The sequence below is a fragment of the Pinisolibacter sp. DMC19 genome (genome assembly GCF_056313985.1).
On sequence record NZ_JBQUZF010000011.1, the window covers coordinates 12,812 to 32,350 of the forward strand.

Below are 19,539 nucleotides of genomic sequence, written 5' to 3' on the forward strand. Positions count from 1 at the left end.
CGGCCCTCACATACGGAAGACGCCGAAGCGGGTCGGCTTCGGGGCGGCGTTGAAGGCGGCGGAGAGCGAGAGGGCGACGACGAGGCGGGTGTCGCGCGGGTCGATGACGCCGTCGTCCCACAGCCGCGCGGTCGAGTACCAGGCCGAGCCCTGTTCCTCGTACTGGGCGCGGATCGGCGCCTTGAAGATCTCCTCTTCGTCGCGGCCCCAGGCGATGCCGCGGGCCTCCAGCGCGTCGCGCTTGACCTGGGCGAGGACGCCCGCCGCCTGCTCGCCGCCCATGACGGAGATGCGGGCATTGGGCCACATGAAGAGGAAGTTCGGGTCGTAAGCGCGGCCGCACATGCCGTAGTTGCCGGCGCCGAAGGAATTGCCGATCACCACCGTGATCTTCGGCACGTCGGCGCAGGCGACCGCCGTCACCATCTTGGCGCCGTCCTTGGCGATGCCGCCGGCCTCGTATTTCCGCCCCACCATGAAGCCGGTGATGTTCTGCAGGAACAGGAGCGGAATGCCGCGCTGGGCGCAGAGTTCGACGAAATGGGCGCCCTTCAGCGCGCTCTCCGAGAAGAGAATGCCGTTGTTGGCGACGATGCCGACCGGATAGCCCCAGATGTGGGCGAAGCCGGTGACCAGCGTCGTGCCGTAGAGCGGCTTGAACTCGTCGAACTCCGAGCCGTCGACGATGCGGCCGATGATCTGGCGGACGTCGAACGGGTGCTTGGGGTCGGCCGAGACCACCGACAGCAGATCGTCCGGATCGAGCAGGGGATCGCGGGGCGCGCGCGTCTCGGGTCCCGCCGGCTTCGGCCGGGCGAGACCGGCGACGGCGCGGCGGGCGAGGCCGAGGGCGTGGGCGTCGTCCTCGGCCATCATGTCGGAGACGCCGGAGGTGCGGGTGTGGACGTCGGCGCCGCCGAGGTCTTCCGCCGTGACGATCTCGCCGGTCGCGGCCTTCACCAGCGGCGGGCCGCCGAGGAAGATCGTCGCCTGGTCGCGCACCATGATCGACTGGTCGGACATCGCCGGCACATAGGCGCCGCCGGCGGTGCAGGAGCCCATGACGACGGCGATCTGCGGGATGCCGTCGGCCGACATGCGGGCCTGATTGTAGAAGATGCGGCCGAAGTGGTCGCGGTCGGGGAAGACCTCGTCCTGGTTGGGCAGGTTGGCGCCGCCGCTGTCGACCAGATAGACGCAGGGCAGCCGGTTCTTGGCGGCGATCTCCTGGGCGCGAAGGTGCTTCTTCACGCTGACGGGGAAATAGGTGCCGCCCTTCACCGTGGCGTCGTTGGCGACGACCATGCATTCGCGGCCCGAGACGCGGCCGATGCCGGCGACGAGACCGGCGGAGGGCACCTCGTCGCCGTACATGCCGTTCGCCGCCAGCTGGCCGATCTCGAGGAAGGGCGAGCCGCGATCGAGCAGCAGGCGGATGCGCTCGCGCACGAAGAGCTTGCCGCGACCCTCGTGGCGGGCGCGGGCCGAGGGGCCGCCGCCTTCGACGACGCGGGCGACGCGGGCTTCGAGTTCGGCGAGCCGCACCTCGAGCGCCGCGCGATTGGCGGCATGGGCGGGCGCGCGACGGTCGAGCCCGTCCGAGATGACCGACATGAACGTTTCCTCCGACAGACCGGGCCGCCGACGGCATCCGTTGTCCCTCCGAAGGTTCCCGAGAGGCCGACGGTTCGGATGCGCGATATGAACGAACGTTCGTTTTTTATTTTCGCGCTGTCAAGGGGGCGGAAGGGCGGATCCACGGGGGTCTGGAGAGGGGGCTGCGTTCTTGGTCGGAGGGCTCACGCCCCGACGGCGCGCAGCACCAGGTCGACGTGGAGCGTCACCAGCTCGCTCTCGCCGAGGCGGCCTTCGGGGCGGTACCACTCGCAGATGCCGGTCATCATCGAGATCAGGGCATAGGTGGTGATCTGCAGGTCGTCGACGCGGAACAGGCCGGCGTCGCGGCCGGTCGCCAGGATGGTCTCGAGCCGGCGCTCGTAGTCGCGCCGCATGGCGACGATCACGGCGCGGTTCTCGGGGTCGAGGCTGCGCAGCTCGGAGTTCGCCACGTAGACCTGCATGCGCCGCATCATGTGATAGCGGGCATGGAAGGCGGTGAAGGCGACGAGCCGGTCGCGCGGGGTGTCGTGGCCGACCAGCGCCTCGTCGAGGCGGGCGATCAGCGTCTCCATGTGCGTGCGCACGATGTCGAACAGCAGCGCCTGCTTGGTCTCGAAGTGGTTGTAGAGCGATCCCGGCTGGATGCCGACCTCGGCGGCGAGACGGCGCAGGCTCATCGCCTCGAAGCCGTGCTGCCAGATCAGGCGGGTGCCGGCGGCCCGGATCGCCTCGAAGGTCTTCTCTCCCACCGAACCCAACGTGCGCGCCATGCCGACGATCTCCTCGCCATGAGCATTACGGCTTCGAGGGGCGATCCGGCAAGCGCCGATCGCGTCGCGGCGATGGACCGTCAAGGCTGGTGTCGATCGAGAATATACAATTTGAAACAATGCTCTTCATATTTGTATTCATACGTAATTATCAAATTATAAACCAATTCCCTGACGCAGCGTCATTGTATTTTCGCGTTGAGGCGCCCTCTTTCTTCGATTGGTTTGAATGTCTGTTTACCGCTCAAAGTCTATCGTTTGGCGTCGAAGTTGAATTGCATTGAGTTTGCAGAAAATTCATGCGTTACCTGACGGCAGAAAAAAATCGGGGAGGAACCGCCGATGCACACCGTCTTCATGGTCGACGACAGCGTCGCCAATCTCGTTCTGCTCCGCCAGTTGGTCGGGCGCCTCGACGAGAGCGACACCATGGCCTTCACCGATCCGCTGGCGGCGCTCGAAGCTCTGGCCGAGGTGGATGTCGACCTGATTCTCGTCGACTACGTCATGCCGGGCATCGACGGCATCGAGTTCATTCGTCGCGCCCGCCAGATCCCGCGTCAGGCGATGGTGCCGGTCGTCATGGTGACCACCATCGTCGAACGGTCGGTCCGCCTCGAGGCGCTGCAGGCGGGGGCGACCGACTTTCTCTCCAAGCCGATCGAGCCGCTCGAGTTCAAGGTGCGGGTGCGCAACCTCCTGGCGCTCAGCCGGGCGCAGAAGGCGATGTCGGCGCGTGCCGAGCAACTCGACCTCGAAGTCGCGGCCAAGACCCGCGAACTCGCCGATCGCGAACGCGAGGTCATCTGGCGCCTGTCGCGGGCGACGGAACGGCGCGACACCGACACCGGCGACCACATCGCCCGCATGTCGCGGATCTGCGGCATCCTCGCCCGCGGCGTCGGCCTGCCGGAATGCGATGCGCAGTTGGTGGAGATCGCCGCGCAGATGCACGACGTCGGCAAGGTCGGCATCCCCGACGAGATCCTGTTCAAGCCGGGTCCGCTGTCGGCGGAGGAGCGGAAGGTCATGGAGACCCACGCCGAACTCGGCTGGAACATCCTCGAGGGCTCGAACTCGCGCCTGCTCCAGCTCGCCGCCAACATCGCCATCAGCCATCACGAGAAGTGGGACGGCACCGGCTACCCGCAGGGGCTGGCCGGCGAAGCGATCCCGCTCGAAGGCCGGATCACCGCGCTCGCCGACGTGTTCGACGCCCTGCGGTCGGTCCGCCCCTACAAGAACGCCTGGCCGCTCGACAAGGCACGCGCCTTCGTCGTCGAGGGTGCAGGCAGGCATTTCGACCCGATGCTGGTCGAGGTCTTCCTCTCTTTCTTCGACGAGATCGCCGCGATCGCCGGCGGTTGCGACGAAGCGGAAGCTTCGGCGGCCTGAGGACCATCCACCCCATCGTCGCGATCTGACGGCGGCCGATCGGCCGATCGGAGACACCACATGACGCCCAATCGTCGCTCGGCGGCTCTGACCTTCGCCGCCTTTTCCGTCGCGGCCGTGGTTCTGGCGGTGCTGCCGTCGATGGCGGCGCCGCTCGCCCGGCCTGCCGGAGAACCCGTTCTGACCGTCACCGGCAAGATCTCGCAGACCAACGTCGGCGAGACCGCGGCCTTCGACATGACGATGCTCGAGGCTCTGCCCCGGCGCGTCACCGAGACGGAGACGCCCTGGACCAAGGGCAAGACGCGCTTCGAAGGTCCGCTCGGTGCCGCTCTCCTCGACAAGGTCGGGGCGAGCGGGACGATGCTCCGGATCGTGGCGCTCAACGAATATGCCGTCGACGTTCCGATCGAGGATTTCCGAAAGTGGCCGGTGATCCTGGCCACCCGTCGCGACGGCCGGCCGATGCCGGTGCGCGACAAGGGGCCGATCTTCGTCATCTACCCGTTCGATGCCGATCGGGGTCTGTGGAACGAAACCTATTTCGCGCGGTCCGCGTGGCAGGTGAAGTCGATCGAGGTTCGCTGAACCTCCGGTCGACCGTCGGATCGAACGGGAGCCGGGAATGAACGGGCATCGGTTGTTTCGCGCCTACATCGTTGCGATCCGCCGCAACAAGGCGATCGTGGCGATGCTCTTCGCCGGCCTGATGCTGTTCGGCGCGGTGCTCGGGACGTTCCATGCCCTGTGGGTGCGCAACCAGTCGGTCGCCGCTTCCGTCCGCGAGGATGCGATGTGGGCGGCCTATCAGACCGATCGCGAGGTCGTGCGCCTCGGCGAGGCGCTGCACGGCGCGTCGCATCGGCCGATCGGTGCGCCGATCGACGACATTCTGCTGCGCTTCGACATCCTCTATTCGCGCAACGTGGTGATGGAGGAGGCGGATCTCGCCTCCAAGTTCCGCAACGATCCGCGGCTCGTCGCACCCGTGCGGGCCCTGGGCGAGGCGGTGCGGCGCATGGCGCCGGTGTTCGATCGGATGGCGGCGACCGGAAAGGCGGCACCGGGCGAGATCGACGCTCTGGCCGAGGCGGCGAATGCGTTGCGCAAGACGACCGAGACGCTGCTGACCCAGACCCATCATGTGCTCGCCGACCTCAAGGCGCTGGACCGCGTCGAGACCTCGCGCATCTATCAGATGCTCGCCGGGGTGATCGCGGCCATGACGCTCGCGCTCGCCACCGTGATCGTGCTGATCTGGCGCCAGCTGCGTCAGCTCGAGGCGACGCGTTTCCGCCTGCAACGCCTGTCCGAGGAACTGGCGCAGTCGGCTGCCGAGGCCGAGGCCGGCAACCGTGCCAAGACCGCCTTCCTCGCCACCATGAGTCACGAGATCCGTACGCCCCTGAACGGCATCGTCGGCCTGTCCGAACTGCTGGCGGGCGGTCGTCTGGAGGCCGAACAGGCGGAACAGCTCCGGATGATCCGCCAGTGTTCCGACGGTCTCGTCGGCCTGATCGACGACATCCTCGACTATTCCAAGTTCGAGAGCGGCAAGGTCGATCTCGAGAGCCGCCCGACCGATCTCGGCGAGATCGTCGAGAGCGTCGTCGACATGCTGTCGCCCAGGGCCGAGGCCAAGGGGCTGGCGATCGTCGCGGCCCATCCGATGGCGCGCCATCTCACCGATCCGACGCGTCTCCGGCAGGTGCTGGTCAATCTGGTCGGCAATGCCGTCAAGTTCACTGACCACGGCGCCGTGGCGATCCGGGTCTTCGAGATCGGCCGGCGCGACGGCTCGTGCACGCTGCGGTTCCTGATCGAGGATACCGGCATCGGCATCTCGCCGGAGAACCAGAAGCGGCTGTTCCAGGAATTCACCCAGGCCGATGCCTCGATCGGCCGGCGCTTCGGCGGCTCGGGGCTGGGGCTCGCCATCTCCCGCCGGATCGTCCAGGCGATGGGCGGCGACATCCGGGTGGAGAGCCGGGAGGGCCGGGGCACGACGTTCCGCTTCGAAATCCCGGTCGAGCGCATCGGCGAGAGCGACGTCGGTGCGCCGAACGTTCCCTTCGCGCTCGGGGTCGCGGCCGACACGCCGATCGTCGAGCGGGCGATCGGGCGTCTCTTCGCGGTCGTCGCCGGTGGCGGTGCGGCCGTTCCCGAGGCCGGACGTCGGCGGATCACGATCGCCGACGTGGCGACCTGGGAGCGGATGCGCGGCGAGAGCGGTCGCGACCGGCGCGAGGAGGTCGTGGTCTTCGGGTTCGGCGCGCGTCGTTTCGCCGGCGAGGTCGCAGACGTCGTCGAGGGGGCCTTGACCACGCGTCGTCTCGCGACGGTCCTCGCCCATCGCGTCGCCGGAACGACGGCGGCGACCGCCGCCCTGCCTCGGGCGACCGGGTTCGGCCCGCAGACCCGTCTCGCCGAAGGTGCCCTGCCGCGCGGGCGGGTGCTGGTGGTCGAGGACAATCGGGTGAACCAGACCGTCGCCGTCGGCATCCTGTCGCGGCTCGGCTTCGCGGCGGAAGTGGTCGACAACGGCCGGCGGGCCGTGGAGCGGTTGGCGCAGGGCGGCATCGACATCGTCCTGATGGACATGCAGATGCCCGAGATGGACGGGCTCGAGGCGACGCGGGCGATCCGCGCCGGCGACGGGCCGGGCCGGGCGCTGCCGATCGTCGGTCTGACCGCCAATGCCTTTGCCTCCGACCGCGAGGCCTGCCTCGCCGCCGGCATGGACGATTTCGTCTCCAAGCCGGTGACACGGGCGAAGCTCGCCGCCGTGCTCGATCGCTTCCCGCTGTCGGTCGTCGATGCGCCCGCCCTGCCGGCGCTCTGCGAACCGATCGGACGCCCGGTGCCGTCGACGGCCGTCGAACCGGCCGCCGCCGACGTGCTCGACGGACCCCGCCGCGACGGACTCGCCGAGGCGATCGGCGTCGAGGGGCTCGCCGAGCTCGGGGCGATCTTCCGGGCCGATGCGACCAATCTGATCGACGAACTGGGCACCGCCCACGGCGACGACGACACCGAGACGGTGCGCCGGGTGCTCCACACGCTCGAGGGTGCAGCCGCCAATCTCGGTGCGGTCGGCATCGTCGCGGCGATCGCGTCGCTCAGGGCGAACGGCCTCGGGCGGCCGGACGAACTCGGCCGACTGGCGGCGAGCGTGCTCACCGGTCAGCAGGCGATGGTCGCCGACGAGGAACGGCGCGCCGCGCACACCCTGCCGGCGCTCTGCGCCTGAGGCGTCACGCGGCGCCGTGCATCCGCAGGAGGGCGGGGCCTTCCCATGCCTTGGGAAGGGGCGCGGCCCATCCGCCGATCTTCGAGGTCGCGAGACCGAGCCTGACCAGCCCTTCGGCCAGCGTGATCGCCGCGGCGACGCCGTCGATCACCGGCACGCCGTGGGTCTGCGACAACTCTCGGGCGAGATCGGTCATACCGGCGCAGCCGAGCACGATCGCCTCGCAGCGATCCTCGACGAGGGCGCGGGCGATCTCGTCGGAGATGCGGCGGCAGGCGTCCGACCCCGGCTCCTCCAGTTCCAGCACCGCGACGTCGGCGGCGCGCACCCGGGCGCAGCGCGAGGAAAGGCCGTAGCGGGCGAGGTTCGCCTCGATCGTCGGCACCGACCGGGCGAGCGTGGTGACGACCGAAAACTTCTCGGCGACGAGGCTGGCGACGTGGAAGGCGGCCTCCGAGATGCCGATCACCGGCTTCGGCGACAGCGCACGGGCGGCGTCGAGGCCGGTGTCGTCGAAACAGGCAACGACATGGGCGTCCACCCCGGCGGCGATCGCCTCTTCGACGCGGGCGAGCATGCCGGGCACGGCCATGGCGCCGTCGAAGGGACCTTCGATCGAGGCGGGGCCGGTGCGGCTCTCGTCGGCGCGGATCTCGGTGCCGGGGCTCGCGACGGCGCGGGCGACGAGCGCCGCCTTCTCGGTCATCGAGGCGGTCGTGTTGGGATTGACCAGATGGATCAGCATGGGGGTCTCACACGAGGCCGGAGCCGGAATCGTCGCCGTGGCGGGTGCGGCGGGAGGCGATGGCGCGGATGGTCGAGAGCGTCAGCGCGATCACCAGGAAGGAGACCGCCGAGGTCACCGTGCCGAGCGCGTAGATGTCGGGCGTCGTCACCGTGGTGGTCAAGCCCTGCAGATCGAGGGGCAGCGTGTTGACCGAGCCGATCGCCTGGCTGGAGCGGGCGATCTCGTCCCACGACAGGGTGAAGCCGAAGAGACCGATGCCGACGACCGACGGCAGGATGATCGGCAGCACCACGTGGCGGAAGGTCTGCCACGGCGTCGCGCCGAGGTCGCGGGCGGCCTCCTCGTAGCGCGGGTCGAAGCGGTTGAAGACGGCGAACATGATCAGCAGGCCGAAAGGCAGCGTCCAGGTCAGATGCGCACCGAGGCCCGAGGTGAAGAGGCCCATGGCGGTGGTGTAGTGGCGCTGGACGTCGGCCCAGCCGTAGGCGTCGGCGAGGTGCTTCACCAGATCGTCGAGCAGGCGGAACTCGAGACCGATGCCGAGCGAGGTGACGATCGACGGCACGATCAGGCTCGCCACCGCGACGTAGAAGAGGAAGGCCGAGCCCGGGAACCGCCGGCGGAAGGCGAGGCCGGCGGAGACCGAGATCACCACGGTCAAGAGCATCACCACGAGGCCGAGCTTCATCGAGCGCCAGAAGGCGGCGGCGATGTCGACGATGCCGCCGCCCTCGAAGAGCTTGCGGAACCAGGTCAGCGACACGCCGTTCATCGGGAAGGTGAGGCCGCCGTCGGCTCCTTGAAACGACAGGACGAAGATCGCGATCATCGGCCCGTAGAGGAAGAGCACATAGGCCGTGAAGAAGGCCGCCAGGAGATAGAAGGCGCGCGGGCGGGCGTCGGTCATCTCACAGCTCCTTGCGCACGTCGACGATGCGGGACATGGCGGCGATGATCATCAGGGTGACGCCGAGCAGGATCACCGCGTTGGCGGCGGCGACCGGGAACTGCAGGGCGTTGAGATGGGTCTCGACCACCTTGCCGGCGGAGGCGATCTGCTGGCCGCCCATCACGCCGATCGTCACGAAGTCGCCCATGACGATGGTGACGACGAAGATCGAGCCGATGACGATGCCGGGCTTGCAGAGGGGAACGATGACGTTCCACAGCGTCTGCCAACCCGTGGCGCCGGCGTCGCGGGCGGCCTCCAGCAGCGCCTTGTCGATGCGGACCATCGAGTTGAAGATCGGCACCACCATGAAGAAGGTGAAGAGGTGGACCAGCGCCAGCACCACCGAGAACTCGGAATAGAGCAGCCATTCCACCGGCTTGTCGACGAAACCCGCGCCCACCAGCGCCTTGTTGACGAGGCCGTTGCGCCCGAGGAGCGGGATCCAGGCGATCATGCGAATGACGTTCGAGGTCCAGAACGGGATCGTGCAGAGCAGCGACAGCGCGATCTGCCAGGTGGTCGAGCGGACGTGGAAGGCGAGGAAATAGGCGACGGTGAAGCCGATCACCAGCGTCAGCGCCCAGACGAGGAAGCAGAACTTCAGCGTCTGACCGTAGGTCTTCAGCATGGTGCAGGCTTCGGGGAGCTTGGTCAGACAGCCCTCGAAACTCTCGGTGTAGCCGCGGCCGGAGAAGGTCGGGATCATCTCCCAGTCGTTGTAGTCCCAGAAGGAGACCATGACGACGAGGGCGAGCGGGATCAGGAAGAAGGCGAGGAAGACCAGCGCCAGCGGCGCGGCCTGGGCCCAGGCCACCATGTGGCGGGTGATCGTCGCGGGGATGGTGACCAACTTCATCGCGTCGCTCCTCGGCGGCGGCGGGAGGACCCGCCCGGATCGCTCCGGGCGGGCAGGCGTCAGGGACGGCGCAGCGTCACGAGGCGATGAACTCGTTCCACTTGCGGACCATGTAGTCGTTCTCGTCCATCACGGCGTTCCAGCAGGCGACGTTGCCCATGCGGTCGTCGTAGGAACCGCCGTCGCGCACGGCGCCGGCCTTCTCGAGCAGCTGGCCCGACGGCGAGAGGATGTCCTTCTCGGCCGCCTTGCCTTCCATCCAGTAGGCCCACTCGTAGGGCTCCATGTTGGCCTTGGCGGTCGAGAGGACGGCCGAGTAGTAGCCCTGGCGGTTGAGATAGGCGCCGGCCCAGCCCGACAGGAACCAGTTGACGAACTCGTAGGCCCAGTCGAGCTTCGGACCGGAGACGGCCTTCGACACGCAGAAGCCCGAGGCCCACGAACGATAGCCTTCCTTCAGCGGCTGGAAGACGCAAGGGATGCCCATCGAGCGGACCTTGGTCACGGCCGGCGACCACATCGACTGGATGACGGTCTCGCCCGAGGCCATCAGGTTGACGGACTCGTTGAAGTCCTTCCAGAAGGCGCGGAACTGACCGGCCTTCTTGGCCTCGGTCAGGATCTTCATGGTGAGATCGATCTCGGCCTTGGTCATGTTGCCCTTGTCGGCATACTTGTACTGGCCGGTCGCTTCCACCACCATCGCGGCGTCCATGATGCCGATGGAGGGAATGTTCAGGATCGAGGCCTTGCCCTTGAACTCGGGGTTCAAGAGCTCGGCCCAGGACGAGATCGGGCGCTTGATCAGGTCGGGGCGGATGCCGAGCGTGTCGGCGTTGTAGACGGTCGGGATCAGCGTCACGAACTCGGTCGGCGCCTTGGCGAAGGTCTTGGAGTTCTCGCCCTCGAGATAGAGCACCTTCCAGGGCGCGGTGCCCTGGCCGCCGATCTTCTTGCCGTTGGGCAGCTGGCCCTTGGTGAAGACCGGGGTGATGTTGTCGAACTCCTTGATCTTCTTGGCGTTCAGCGGAAGGATGTTGCCCGACGGGATGAGCTTCTTGAGGGAGAAGTACTCGGTGTCGAGGACGTCGAAGGAGTTCGGCTGGGTGATGACGCGCTTGGTGACGTCGTCGGTCGTGGCGGTGACGTATTCGAGCTTGATGCCGGTGTCGGCGAAGCACTTCTTGGCGATGTCGTCGCCTTCGTTGACGGCGGTGCCGAGGTAGCGCAGCACCTTCGGCTCCGAGGACTTCACATAGGGGAAGCCGGTGATGGCTCCCGAGCCGGCGGCGAAGCCGGCGACGCCGGCGGCGCCCTTCAGGAACGAGCGGCGATCGAGGCCGGTGGTCTTGGAAGTCACGTCGGACATCTGGCAGTCTCCCGAGGTGAGGCGTCGCCGACGGCGAGGCCGAAGAAGTGGGTCGGAATTCACGCGAGCGGGTGGGCGTTCGCCTCGTCCCACGCGATGGAGACAACCGCGCCCGGTTCGAGCGGCGCGCGGTCGAATTCGGCTTCCTGGATCAGGGCGAGGTGTTCGGCGCCGTCGGCGGTGGTGACGGCGACGTGGACGTGGGTGCCCTGATATTCGGTGGTGCGGACGAAGGCGGGGCGCGGTCCGTCGCCGGGGATCAGACGGGTCTGGTCCGAGCGCACGGCGAACTTCGCCTCGCCGATGGTCACGACGTTGTGGCCGCCCATGAAGCGGGCGACGAATTCGGTCTTCGGCGCGTTGAAGATCTCGCGCGGCGTGCCCTGCTGCTCGATGCGGCCGCCGTTCATCAGCACCACGAGGTCGGCGAGCGCCATCGCCTCTTCCTGGCCGTGGGTGACGTGGATGAAGGTGATGCCGAGTTCGCGCTGGAGGCGCTTCAGTTCCGTGCGCATCTTGACGCGCAGGAACGGGTCGAGGGCGGAGAGCGGTTCGTCGAGCAGCAGGATCTGCGGTTCGGTGACGAGGGCGCGGGCGAGTGCGACGCGCTGTTGCTGGCCGCCGGAGAGCTGCGACGGCAGGCGGTCGGCGTAAGGCGCCATCGCCACGAGGTCGAGCAGCTCGCGGGCGCGGCCGTGGCGGGTCGGCTTGTCGACGCCCCGCATCTTGAGGGCGAAGGCGACGTTGTCGAGGACGCTCAGGTGGGGGAAGAGCGCGTAGGACTGGAACATCATCGCCGTGCCGCGCTTGGCCGGCTCGAGGTCGGTGACGTTCGAATGACCGAGCACGATGTCGCCGTCGGAGACGGTCTCGTGGCCGGCGATCATGCGCAGCGTCGTCGTCTTGCCGCAGCCCGACGGGCCCAGCAGGCAGCAGTAGGTGCCGGCGGGGATCTTCAGGTCGATGCCGTCGACCGCGGTCACGGGGCCCCAGCGGCGGGTGACTGCGGCGAGTTCGAGGGCGGCGGGCTGGGCCATGCTTGCTCCGTCTGCGAGAGGCGCGGGACCGGAAGGGTCGACGGAGATTTCGCAAGCGGCGTGCCAAGGCGGACATGGGCGGTGGCGCCCTTGATCGATCAGGGTTTTCCCCGATTTCGCCGGTGCCTGCCGGCGCGGCGGGCAGGGACGTTCATGCCTGAAAAAGAGGCATATGCACACGAAGTACGACAACATTGTATACAATAATTGCCGGTTGTCGCAGCGTCGCGCGGATTATATTGGATGCACAGGGCGCGATCGCGCCGGATTCCCGGACGGGCCGCGATGCCCGCCGGATCGGGGAGTGACACGATGACGATCACCGCGACGGACGGCGACAGCCGGGGGGCACGGGCCTCGCGCGCGGAGGTCATTCATCGCGACATCGTCCGCGCCATTCTCGAGCAGCGGCTCGGTCCCGGCACCAAGCTCGGCGAGGACGAGGTCGGCGCCATCTACGGCGTCAGCCGCACCATCGTGCGCGCGGCGCTGCAGTCGCTCGCCCACGAGGGCATCGTCGTCATCGAGAAGAACCGCGGCGCCTTCGTCGCCCATCCGACGGTGAAGGACGCGGCCGAGGTCTTCTCCGCCCGCCGGCTGATCGAGCCGGTGATCACCGAACTCGCGGCGGCGAACTGCGATGCCGCCGGCGCGAAGCTGCTGGCCGAGCATTTCGCCCGCGAGAAGCAGGCCGAGCGCGAGGGCGACGACCGCGCCGCCATTCGGCTGTCGGGCGAATTCCATCTGGTGATCGCCCGCATCGCGGGGCAGGGGGTCTACGAGAACTTCCTGCGCGAGCTCGTCGCGCGGTCCTCGCTGATCATCCTGCTCTACCGCCGCTCGCGGTCGCAGTGCTGCAAGGTCGACCACCACGCCGCGCTGGTCGAGGCGATCACGTCGGGCCGCGCCGAAGAGGCGGTGCGGCAGATGACGGTGCATCTCGACGAGATCGAGCAGGACCTCGAGCTGGTCGAGACGGCGATGCCGGCCAAGCCGCTGTCGGAGCTGCTGGCGGGGTGAGGCTTCGCCGTCCGCCGCCGTCGGGCCTTACCCCTCCCCTCGGGGGACCTTCGCGCAGTTCGGACAAGGGCCGGATCGTCCGTGCGCGATCCTTCGAGACGCGCCTGCGGCGCTCCTCAGGATGAGGCTCTGAAGATTTTCTCTGTAAAAACAAACGCCTCATGCTGAGGAGGCGTTCGAAGAACGCCGTCTCGAAGCATCGCGCACGGACTTGATCCGGACCCCGTCGGTGTCAGAACTCGACGTCGAGTTCGTCGAGATCCTCCGGCTCCTCGAGCGCGGCGGCGATCCATTCCTTCATCGGCGCCCAGTCCATGATGGTGGCGCGATAGGCTTCCGAGATCGGCTCGAGCTTCACGTCGTAGGTGGTGAAACGCGCCGCCACGGGGGCGAACATCGCGTCGGCGAGCGTCGGGGCGGCGCCGAAGAGGAAGGGGCCACCGGAACGGGCGATCGCCTCGGACCAGATCTTCTCGATGCGGGCGATGTCGCCGAGCGCGCCGGCCCAGACCTTGAAGCCGGGGTAGTGCGCCTTGAGGTTCATCGGCAGCGCCGAGCGCAGGTTGGCGAAGCCGGAATGCATCTCGCCGGAGATCGAGCGGCAGCGGGCGCGCGCCGTCTTGTCCTTGGGGATCAGGCCGCAGTCGGGGCGCAGCTCGTCGAGATACTCGGCGATCGCCAGCGTGTCCCAGATCTCCAGCCCGTCGTGGGCGAGGCAGGGCACCAGGAAGGACGGCGACAGCAGCAGCAGCTCGGCGCGGGTCGAGGGATCGTCGAGCGAGGCGAGCTTCTCCTCGAAGGCGATGCCGCTCAGTCTGGCGATCAGCCAGCCGCGCAGCGACCACGACGAATAGTTCCGGCTCGAGATGGTCAGCGTGGCGGCCATTTCGTCTCTCCTCCCGGCGCACGGCCGGTGCCTCCCGTCGGGATCGGCACTCCGCTTCGCGTCCGCGAAGAGAATTATCTCGCATGTGCCAAAAATTTGCACTAGCCTTTTCGAAAGGCAGACCTCGCGATCCGGACCCCGACCAGCGCATGCTCTATCTCGCCTATCAGAGCCGCAACGACCTCTTCGACCCGCTCCGCACGGTGGCGACGACGCTGCGTTCGGGACTGGTGCCGTGGCTTTCGGGCATGCCGCAGAGCGGGCTCTCCTCGCTCGCCGCCGCCTACGAGATGATCGCGCGGGCGAAACTCTCCCATTCCCGTCCCGCCTGGGGCATCGACACGGTGACGGTCGGCAACGAACGGGTCGCGGTCGAGGAGAAGGCGCGTTTCGTCTCGCCCTTCGGCACGCTGCTGCATTTCCGCAAGGACGTGGCGACGCCGCAGCCGCGGGTGCTCGTCGTGGCGCCGCTCTCCGGCCACTTCGCCACGCTGCTGCGCAACACGGTCAAGACGCTGCTCGCCGATCACGACGTCTACGTCACCGACTGGCACAACGCCCGCGACGTGCCGCTGACCCAGGGCGGTTTCGGCTTCGAGGAATACGTCGAAGACATCATGACGTACCTGCGCGTGCTCGGCCCGGGCACCCACGTGGTGGCCGTGTGCCAGCCCTGCGTCCAGGTGCTGTGCGCCACCGCCCTGATGGCGGAAGAGGACGACCCGTCGACGCCGCGGTCGATCACGCTGATGGCGGGGCCGGTCGACACCCGGATCAACCCGACCGAGGTCAACGAACTCGCCACGTCGAAGCCCTACGACTGGTTCGAGAAGAACCTGATCGCCACCGTGCCGAGCCGCTTTCCCGGCGGCGGACGGCGGGTCTATCCGGGCTTCCTCCAGCTCTCGGCCTTCATGGCGATGAACATGGAGCGCCACGTCAAGGCGCATCTCGAGCTCTACTGGAACCTCGTCAAGGGCGAGACCGAGAAGGCGGAGACGACCAAGACCTTCTACGACGAGTATTTCGCGGTGCTCGATCTCGACGCGCAGTTCTATCTCGAGACGATTTCCTGGGTGTTCCAGGAGGCGCGGCTGCCGCAGGGGTTGATGACGCATCGCGGCCGCAAGGTCGATCCCGCAGCCATCCGCCGCACGGCGCTGCTGACGGTGGAGGGCGAGCGCGACGACATCTGCTCGCTCGGCCAGACCGCGGCGGCGCACGATCTCGCCTCGTCGCTGAAGCCCTATCGCAAGCGCCACCACATGCAGGCGGGCGTCGGCCACTACGGCGTCTTCTCGGGACGCCGCTGGGAGAACCAGATCTATCCGATCGTGCGCAACGTCATCCTGTCGTCGGACTGAGAGCGGACGGCATCGCGACGCAAAAAAAAGGCCGCCCTCGGGGCGGCCTTCGTCGTTTCGGCGCGAGCCTCTCGCTCAGTCCCTGGCGAAGGGGCGCATCTTCATCAGCGTGCGGTCCTTCAGGACGACGTGGTGCAGGATGCCGGCGATCGCGTGGGCGAGCGCCACCGCCAGCAGGGCATGGCCGAAGAACTCGTGCATCCCACCGACGGTGTGGGCGAAGGGCTGCTTCTCGGCCCAGGGCGAGGCGATCTCGAACAGGCCGAAGAAGGGCACCGAGCGGCCGTTGGCGAAGCTCGTCACCATGCCGCCGATCGGCACCAGGATCATCAGCAGATAAAGGATGCCGTGACCGGCCTTGGCGACGAGGCCGGCGAGCGGCTCCCACGGGGTCTTTTCGGTCTCGGGCGCCTCATGGGTCAGACGCCACAGGATGCGGACGAGGAGCAGGGCGAAGACCAGCACGCCGATCGACTTGTGCGCCATCATCAGCTTCGCGGCGATCTCGCGCGGCTGATCCTCGCGGACGACGGCGAGCACCCAGGCGGCGGGGATGAGCAGCGCCATGGTCCAGTGAATGGCCTTGAGGCCGCTGTCCCAATTGCGGGGCGCGGCGGAGGCGGGAAGCGCGGACATGGAAATTCTCCGATGAAAAGAGCGGGGAGGAACCCGCGAAGGTCTGCCACGTCCGCGGGATGCCGTCAGCTTAAACTCCGTTCATGAAGCGAATGCGGCCCGCGTCGAGGACGTGGGCCGCAGGAAATCAGTGGCGGGCGGTCGTCTCAGATCAGGCCGACGCAGAGGCCGGAGACGAACAGGAACGCTGCCGCGAACATGATCAAGTCGAAGGGACGGGTCCGGTTCATGGGCTCCTCCTGACGATTCCGATCGGGGATATCGCTCCATCAACCGTTCTACGACGGCTTTGTTCCAATCTACCCCCTGCACCGACCACGCGGAAGGCGAATTCGTCGCTGCGTTGCGGTGGCGGAGAGAAGGAAATTCCACGCGACCGCGAGATCGGGCGCCGTCACCAGGGCAGCGCGCCGCCGTCCCAGACGTGGAAGACCGGTGCGCGCGACAGGCTCATGCGGTCGACGATGCGGGTGATGCCGGTGGCGCTCATCTCGGCAGAGATGTCGGCCTCCGAGCCGCCCATGTCGGTCTTGACCCAGCCGGGGTGGCAGACCGCGACGACGATGCCCTCGTCGGCGAGGTCGGTGGCGAGACACTGCATGACCTTGTTCACCGCCGCCTTCGACGAGCGATAGGCGACCGAATCCGACTTCTGCTGCGCCATGGAACCCATGCCGGAGGAGATGGTCAGCACCTTGGCGTGTTCGACGAGGCGGAGGTTGGGCAACAGCGCCTGGGTGACGGCGAGCGGCGCCAGGGTGTTGACCCGCAGGGTCTCGAGCCAGCCGTCGAAGTCCATGTCGAGAGTCGACTGGCGTTCGGGGCCGAGCACGCCGGCATTGTTGATCAGCACGTCGATCGGCCGACCGGCGAGCCGGCCGGCAAGCGCCGCGATCGAGGCGGGATCGGTCACCTCGAGGCGGTGGACCTCGATGCGGCCGGGATGGCTCTCGATCACCGCGGCGAGGTCGTGCAGGCGCTCGGGGTCGCGGACGGTGGCGACGACGTCGTCGCCGCGCTCCGCATAGGCCGTCACCAGGGCGAGACCGATGCCGCGCGCCGCGCCGGTGATCAGGACGGTGGCCATGGGCACATCCTCCGTTCGGGTGTCGGCCCGAGAATGCGTCGAATTTCACCGCCGCGAAAGAGCGTTGCGCGTGCGTTCGGTCAGCGGGCCGCGGCGGTCGGGCGGGAAAGCGTCCGGCGCATGAAGATCTCGCTCTGGCCGTCGGCCACCAGATCGGCGAGCGGTGCCACCTCGACGAAGCCGAGCGCGGCATAGGCGGTGCGCGCGCGCACGTTCCATTCGGTGACGCAGAGCCAGAGTTCGCGCTCGCCGTCGCGCGTCGCCTCCGCCGCCATCCAGTCGATCACGGCGCGGGCGATGCCGTGGCCCTGTGCCTGCGGAAACACCGCGATGGTCTCGAGATAGGGGCCGCGCATGAAGGGATGGCGGATCGAGAGATAGCCGACGCTGTCTCCCTCGCGCTCCAGCACGAAGCGATGACCGCCCGGCGTCGTCTTCGCCATCCGCGCCGCCCAGGCCTCGGGGGCGACGCCGATGCGCTTCCACGGGTCGAGCGCGGCGACGGCGCCCGCGAGCGCCGGGATCGCCTCGGGCGTGAGCGGAACGAGATCGACGGGGCCGAGAGCATGGCGGCGGGGGGCGAAGGGCGTGTTCGTCACGGCGTCGCCCCGCGGATCGGCGCCGGCGCGGGCGGCGTCGCCGGGGCGGCGGCGGGTTTGGCCGGCGGGTGGAAGGGCAGGTGGTCGTAGCGGTCGGTGTCGCCGGGGCGGTTGTCGTAGCAGGTGGGCGTGACGACCGGGCGCCCCGAGGCGAGCAACTCGCCGACGGTGGCGAAGCGCAGGCCCTTGGCCTCGAGCGCGTCGATCAGCTTCGGCAGCGCCTCGGCGGTGTGCCAGCCGCGGCCGTTGGCATGGGCGAGTACGATCGAGCCGGGGCGGACGGTCGGCAGCGTGTTGGCGAGGATCGCCGCAGCACCCGTGCCGGGCGAGGGATCGCCGGTCGAGACGTCCCACTGGATCGCCGCCATGCCGGCGCCGTTGACCGCGGCCATCGCCCGGTCGTTGCAGGCGCCGAACGGGTAGCGCATGAGCTTCGAACGCGGCAGGCCGGCGACCTCGGCGAAGGTCGCCTCCGGTGCCAGCACCTCGCGGGCGAGGCGTTCGTCGTCGACGGTGCGCAGGTTGGCGTGGGTCCAGGTGTGGTTGGCGATCTCGAACAGCGGATCGCGGGCGAGTTCGCGGAAGCGCTCCGGGTGGGTCGCCGCCCAGTGGCCGCCGACGAAGAGCGTGGCGCGGACGCCGCGGCGGCGCAGCGTGTCGACGATGGCGCCGTCGTAGCCGGCGACCTCGTTCGCCGTCTCGCAGAGATCGAAGGTCAGCGCCACGCGGCGGTCGCCGGCGGGCAGTTCAACCCGGCGGATCGAGCCGGCGAGCGCGGGTGGCAGCGGCGTCGCGGCGGTGAGATGCGTCGTGTCGGGCACGGCGACATGGGCCTCGGGCACGCGCTTGCGGATCGCCTTCTCGGCCGGATCCCAGGGCTTGGGCGCGGCTGCGGGTGCCGTGGCGGCGGGCGGGGGCGCCTCCTCGGCCATGGCGGCGAGGCCGGCGAGGAGGAGGGCGGCGAGGGCGAGGGACGGGCGGGCGATCACGGACGGGCTCACGAAGCATGCGGCGCGGCGACGGCCGCGCGACGGGGAGGGGGCGACTCGGGGCTCAGGAAAACCGTCGCGACATTAACGAAACCTTTCCGGATCTGCGCGCATTGTCGCGATCATGAAGCGTATCTTGTATCCTGCGTTCGTCTTCGTGCTCGCCGCCGGCGTCGGCGGCTGTTCGCTGTTCGGCTCCTGGGGTGGGCCGCGGCGTGCCGCTTGGCGCAGCCAGGCGGAGAGCCAATGCCTTTCGTCCGGCGCGGTCGTGCCGTCCGAAACCGTGCGCCCGATGGACGAGGTCGACGGGCCGGGTGCCTGCGGCGCCGATCGCCCCTTCAAGGTCTCGACCATCGGCAAGGGTCCGAACAAGGTGGGCCTCAACGAAGCGACGGCGATGAACTGCCCGATGGTGGCGGCCGCCGACAACTGGTTCGAGCGCGTGGTCCAGCCGGCGGCGGAGGCCTTCTTCGGCCAGCCGGTGGTCGGCGTCGAGCACATGGGCACCTATTCCTGCCGCCGCATCGCCGGCAGCCGCTACATGTCCGAGCACGCCTACATGAACGCGCTCGACGTCTCCGGCTTCAAGCTGGCGGACGGACGCACCGTGCGGGTGAAGAGCGGCTGGCGTTCGGCCGACGCTTCGGAAGCGAACTTCCTGCGCCAGGTCGGCGGTTCGTCCTGCGACGACTTCACCACGGTGCTCGGCCCGGCCTCGGGCGCGGCGCATCAGGATCATCTCCACCTCGATCTCGCTCACCATTCGCAGGGCCGACACGTCTGCCGCGGCGGCGACGAGCCGGTGCCGGAGGGTGGCCGCCTGCTGTCGTTCTTCAAGGACGACTCGATCTTCCCCGAGGACAAGATCCGCACCGGATCGGTCCCCGGCGGCATCGGCGAAGGCGAGGACGAGCCGATGGGCGATCCCGAATATCCGCAGGGCGACTGAAAGACCGTCTTC

The 19,539-nt window shown here is 68.4% G+C and carries 18 protein-coding genes; 6 read left to right on the top strand and 12 right to left on the bottom strand.

The window, feature by feature from the left end; genetic code table 11:
- Positions 1-6: 6 nt before the first annotated feature.
- Positions 7-1,614, bottom strand: a complete 1,608-nt coding sequence (locus tag ACT53U_RS18975; RefSeq protein WP_476157449.1) for a carboxyl transferase domain-containing protein — start codon at positions 1,612-1,614, stop codon at positions 7-9.
- A gap of 185 nt (positions 1,615-1,799) precedes the next feature.
- The gene (locus tag ACT53U_RS18980; protein WP_476157451.1) at positions 1,800-2,390 is read right to left on the bottom strand and encodes a TetR/AcrR family transcriptional regulator; all 591 of its coding nucleotides are present in this window, start codon (positions 2,388-2,390) and stop codon (positions 1,800-1,802) included.
- 342 nt (positions 2,391-2,732) lie between these two features.
- Between ACT53U_RS18980 and ACT53U_RS18985 the strand changes: the two genes are divergently transcribed.
- From ACT53U_RS18985 to ACT53U_RS18995, 3 genes are read left to right on the top strand one after another with little or no spacing between them, the layout of a single operon-like run.
- Positions 2,733-3,785, top strand: a complete 1,053-nt coding sequence (locus ACT53U_RS18985) for an HD-GYP domain-containing protein (protein ID WP_476157453.1) — start codon at positions 2,733-2,735, stop codon at positions 3,783-3,785.
- A 60-nt stretch (positions 3,786-3,845) separates the two neighbouring features.
- Positions 3,846-4,373 (top strand): putative pterin-binding protein, encoded by a 528-nt coding sequence (locus ACT53U_RS18990; RefSeq protein ID WP_476157455.1) that lies wholly within the window; start codon positions 3,846-3,848, stop codon positions 4,371-4,373.
- Positions 4,374-4,410: 37 nt separating this feature from the next.
- Positions 4,411-7,035 (top strand): ATP-binding protein, encoded by a 2,625-nt coding sequence (locus tag ACT53U_RS18995; protein WP_476157457.1) that lies wholly within the window; start codon positions 4,411-4,413, stop codon positions 7,033-7,035.
- Between the two features lie 4 nt (positions 7,036-7,039).
- Here the strand turns inward: ACT53U_RS18995 and ACT53U_RS19000 are convergent, their stop codons facing one another.
- From ACT53U_RS19000 to ACT53U_RS19020, 5 genes are all read right to left on the bottom strand, one after another.
- Positions 7,040-7,780, bottom strand: a complete 741-nt coding sequence (locus ACT53U_RS19000; RefSeq protein WP_476157459.1) for an aspartate/glutamate racemase family protein — start codon at positions 7,778-7,780, stop codon at positions 7,040-7,042.
- Between the two features lie 7 nt (positions 7,781-7,787).
- Positions 7,788-8,690, bottom strand: coding sequence for an ABC transporter permease (locus tag ACT53U_RS19005; protein ID WP_476157461.1), 903 nt, complete (start codon positions 8,688-8,690; stop codon positions 7,788-7,790).
- Between the two features lies 1 nt (position 8,691).
- On the bottom strand, positions 8,692-9,591 hold the full coding sequence (locus ACT53U_RS19010; protein WP_476157462.1) for an ABC transporter permease: 900 nt from the start codon (positions 9,589-9,591) through the stop codon (positions 8,692-8,694).
- Positions 9,592-9,667: 76 nt separating this feature from the next.
- Positions 9,668-10,960, bottom strand: coding sequence for an ABC transporter substrate-binding protein (locus tag ACT53U_RS19015; RefSeq protein WP_476157464.1), 1,293 nt, complete (start codon positions 10,958-10,960; stop codon positions 9,668-9,670).
- Between the two features lie 59 nt (positions 10,961-11,019).
- Positions 11,020-11,997 carry an ABC transporter ATP-binding protein gene (locus ACT53U_RS19020; RefSeq protein WP_476157465.1) on the bottom strand — a complete coding sequence of 326 codons (978 nt, stop codon included), beginning with the start codon at positions 11,995-11,997 and terminating at the stop codon, positions 11,020-11,022.
- 312 nt (positions 11,998-12,309) lie between these two features.
- On the opposite strand from ACT53U_RS19020, the gene ACT53U_RS19025 reads away from it, so the two are divergent.
- Positions 12,310-13,017, top strand: a complete 708-nt coding sequence (locus ACT53U_RS19025) for a GntR family transcriptional regulator (RefSeq protein WP_476137737.1) — start codon at positions 12,310-12,312, stop codon at positions 13,015-13,017.
- Between the two features lie 232 nt (positions 13,018-13,249).
- On the opposite strand, the gene ACT53U_RS19030 is transcribed toward ACT53U_RS19025, so the two are convergent.
- Positions 13,250-13,903, bottom strand: coding sequence for a glutathione S-transferase family protein (locus ACT53U_RS19030; protein ID WP_476157467.1), 654 nt, complete (start codon positions 13,901-13,903; stop codon positions 13,250-13,252).
- Between the two features lie 149 nt (positions 13,904-14,052).
- Between ACT53U_RS19030 and ACT53U_RS19035 the strand changes: the two genes are divergently transcribed.
- On the top strand, positions 14,053-15,267 hold the full coding sequence (locus ACT53U_RS19035) for a polyhydroxyalkanoate depolymerase (protein ID WP_476157469.1): 1,215 nt from the start codon (positions 14,053-14,055) through the stop codon (positions 15,265-15,267).
- Positions 15,268-15,342: 75 nt separating this feature from the next.
- On the opposite strand, the gene ACT53U_RS19040 is transcribed toward ACT53U_RS19035, so the two are convergent.
- From ACT53U_RS19040 to ACT53U_RS19055, 4 genes are all read right to left on the bottom strand, one after another.
- Positions 15,343-15,903 (bottom strand): cytochrome b, encoded by a 561-nt coding sequence (locus tag ACT53U_RS19040; RefSeq protein WP_476157470.1) that lies wholly within the window; start codon positions 15,901-15,903, stop codon positions 15,343-15,345.
- Between the two features lie 394 nt (positions 15,904-16,297).
- Positions 16,298-16,990, bottom strand: a complete 693-nt coding sequence (locus ACT53U_RS19045; RefSeq protein WP_476157472.1) for an SDR family oxidoreductase — start codon at positions 16,988-16,990, stop codon at positions 16,298-16,300.
- 80 nt (positions 16,991-17,070) lie between these two features.
- On the bottom strand, positions 17,071-17,589 hold the full coding sequence (locus tag ACT53U_RS19050) for a GNAT family N-acetyltransferase (protein ID WP_476157474.1): 519 nt from the start codon (positions 17,587-17,589) through the stop codon (positions 17,071-17,073).
- Complete coding sequence (locus tag ACT53U_RS19055; protein ID WP_476157476.1) at positions 17,586-18,578, bottom strand: polysaccharide deacetylase family protein; 993 nt, start codon at positions 18,576-18,578, stop codon at positions 17,586-17,588. Before ACT53U_RS19055 ends, ACT53U_RS19050 begins: the two co-directional genes overlap by 4 nt.
- Before the next feature lie 136 nt (positions 18,579-18,714).
- Between ACT53U_RS19055 and ACT53U_RS19060 the strand changes: the two genes are divergently transcribed.
- On the top strand, positions 18,715-19,527 hold the full coding sequence (locus ACT53U_RS19060) for an extensin-like domain-containing protein (protein WP_476157478.1): 813 nt from the start codon (positions 18,715-18,717) through the stop codon (positions 19,525-19,527).
- Positions 19,528-19,539: the final 12 nt, after the last annotated feature.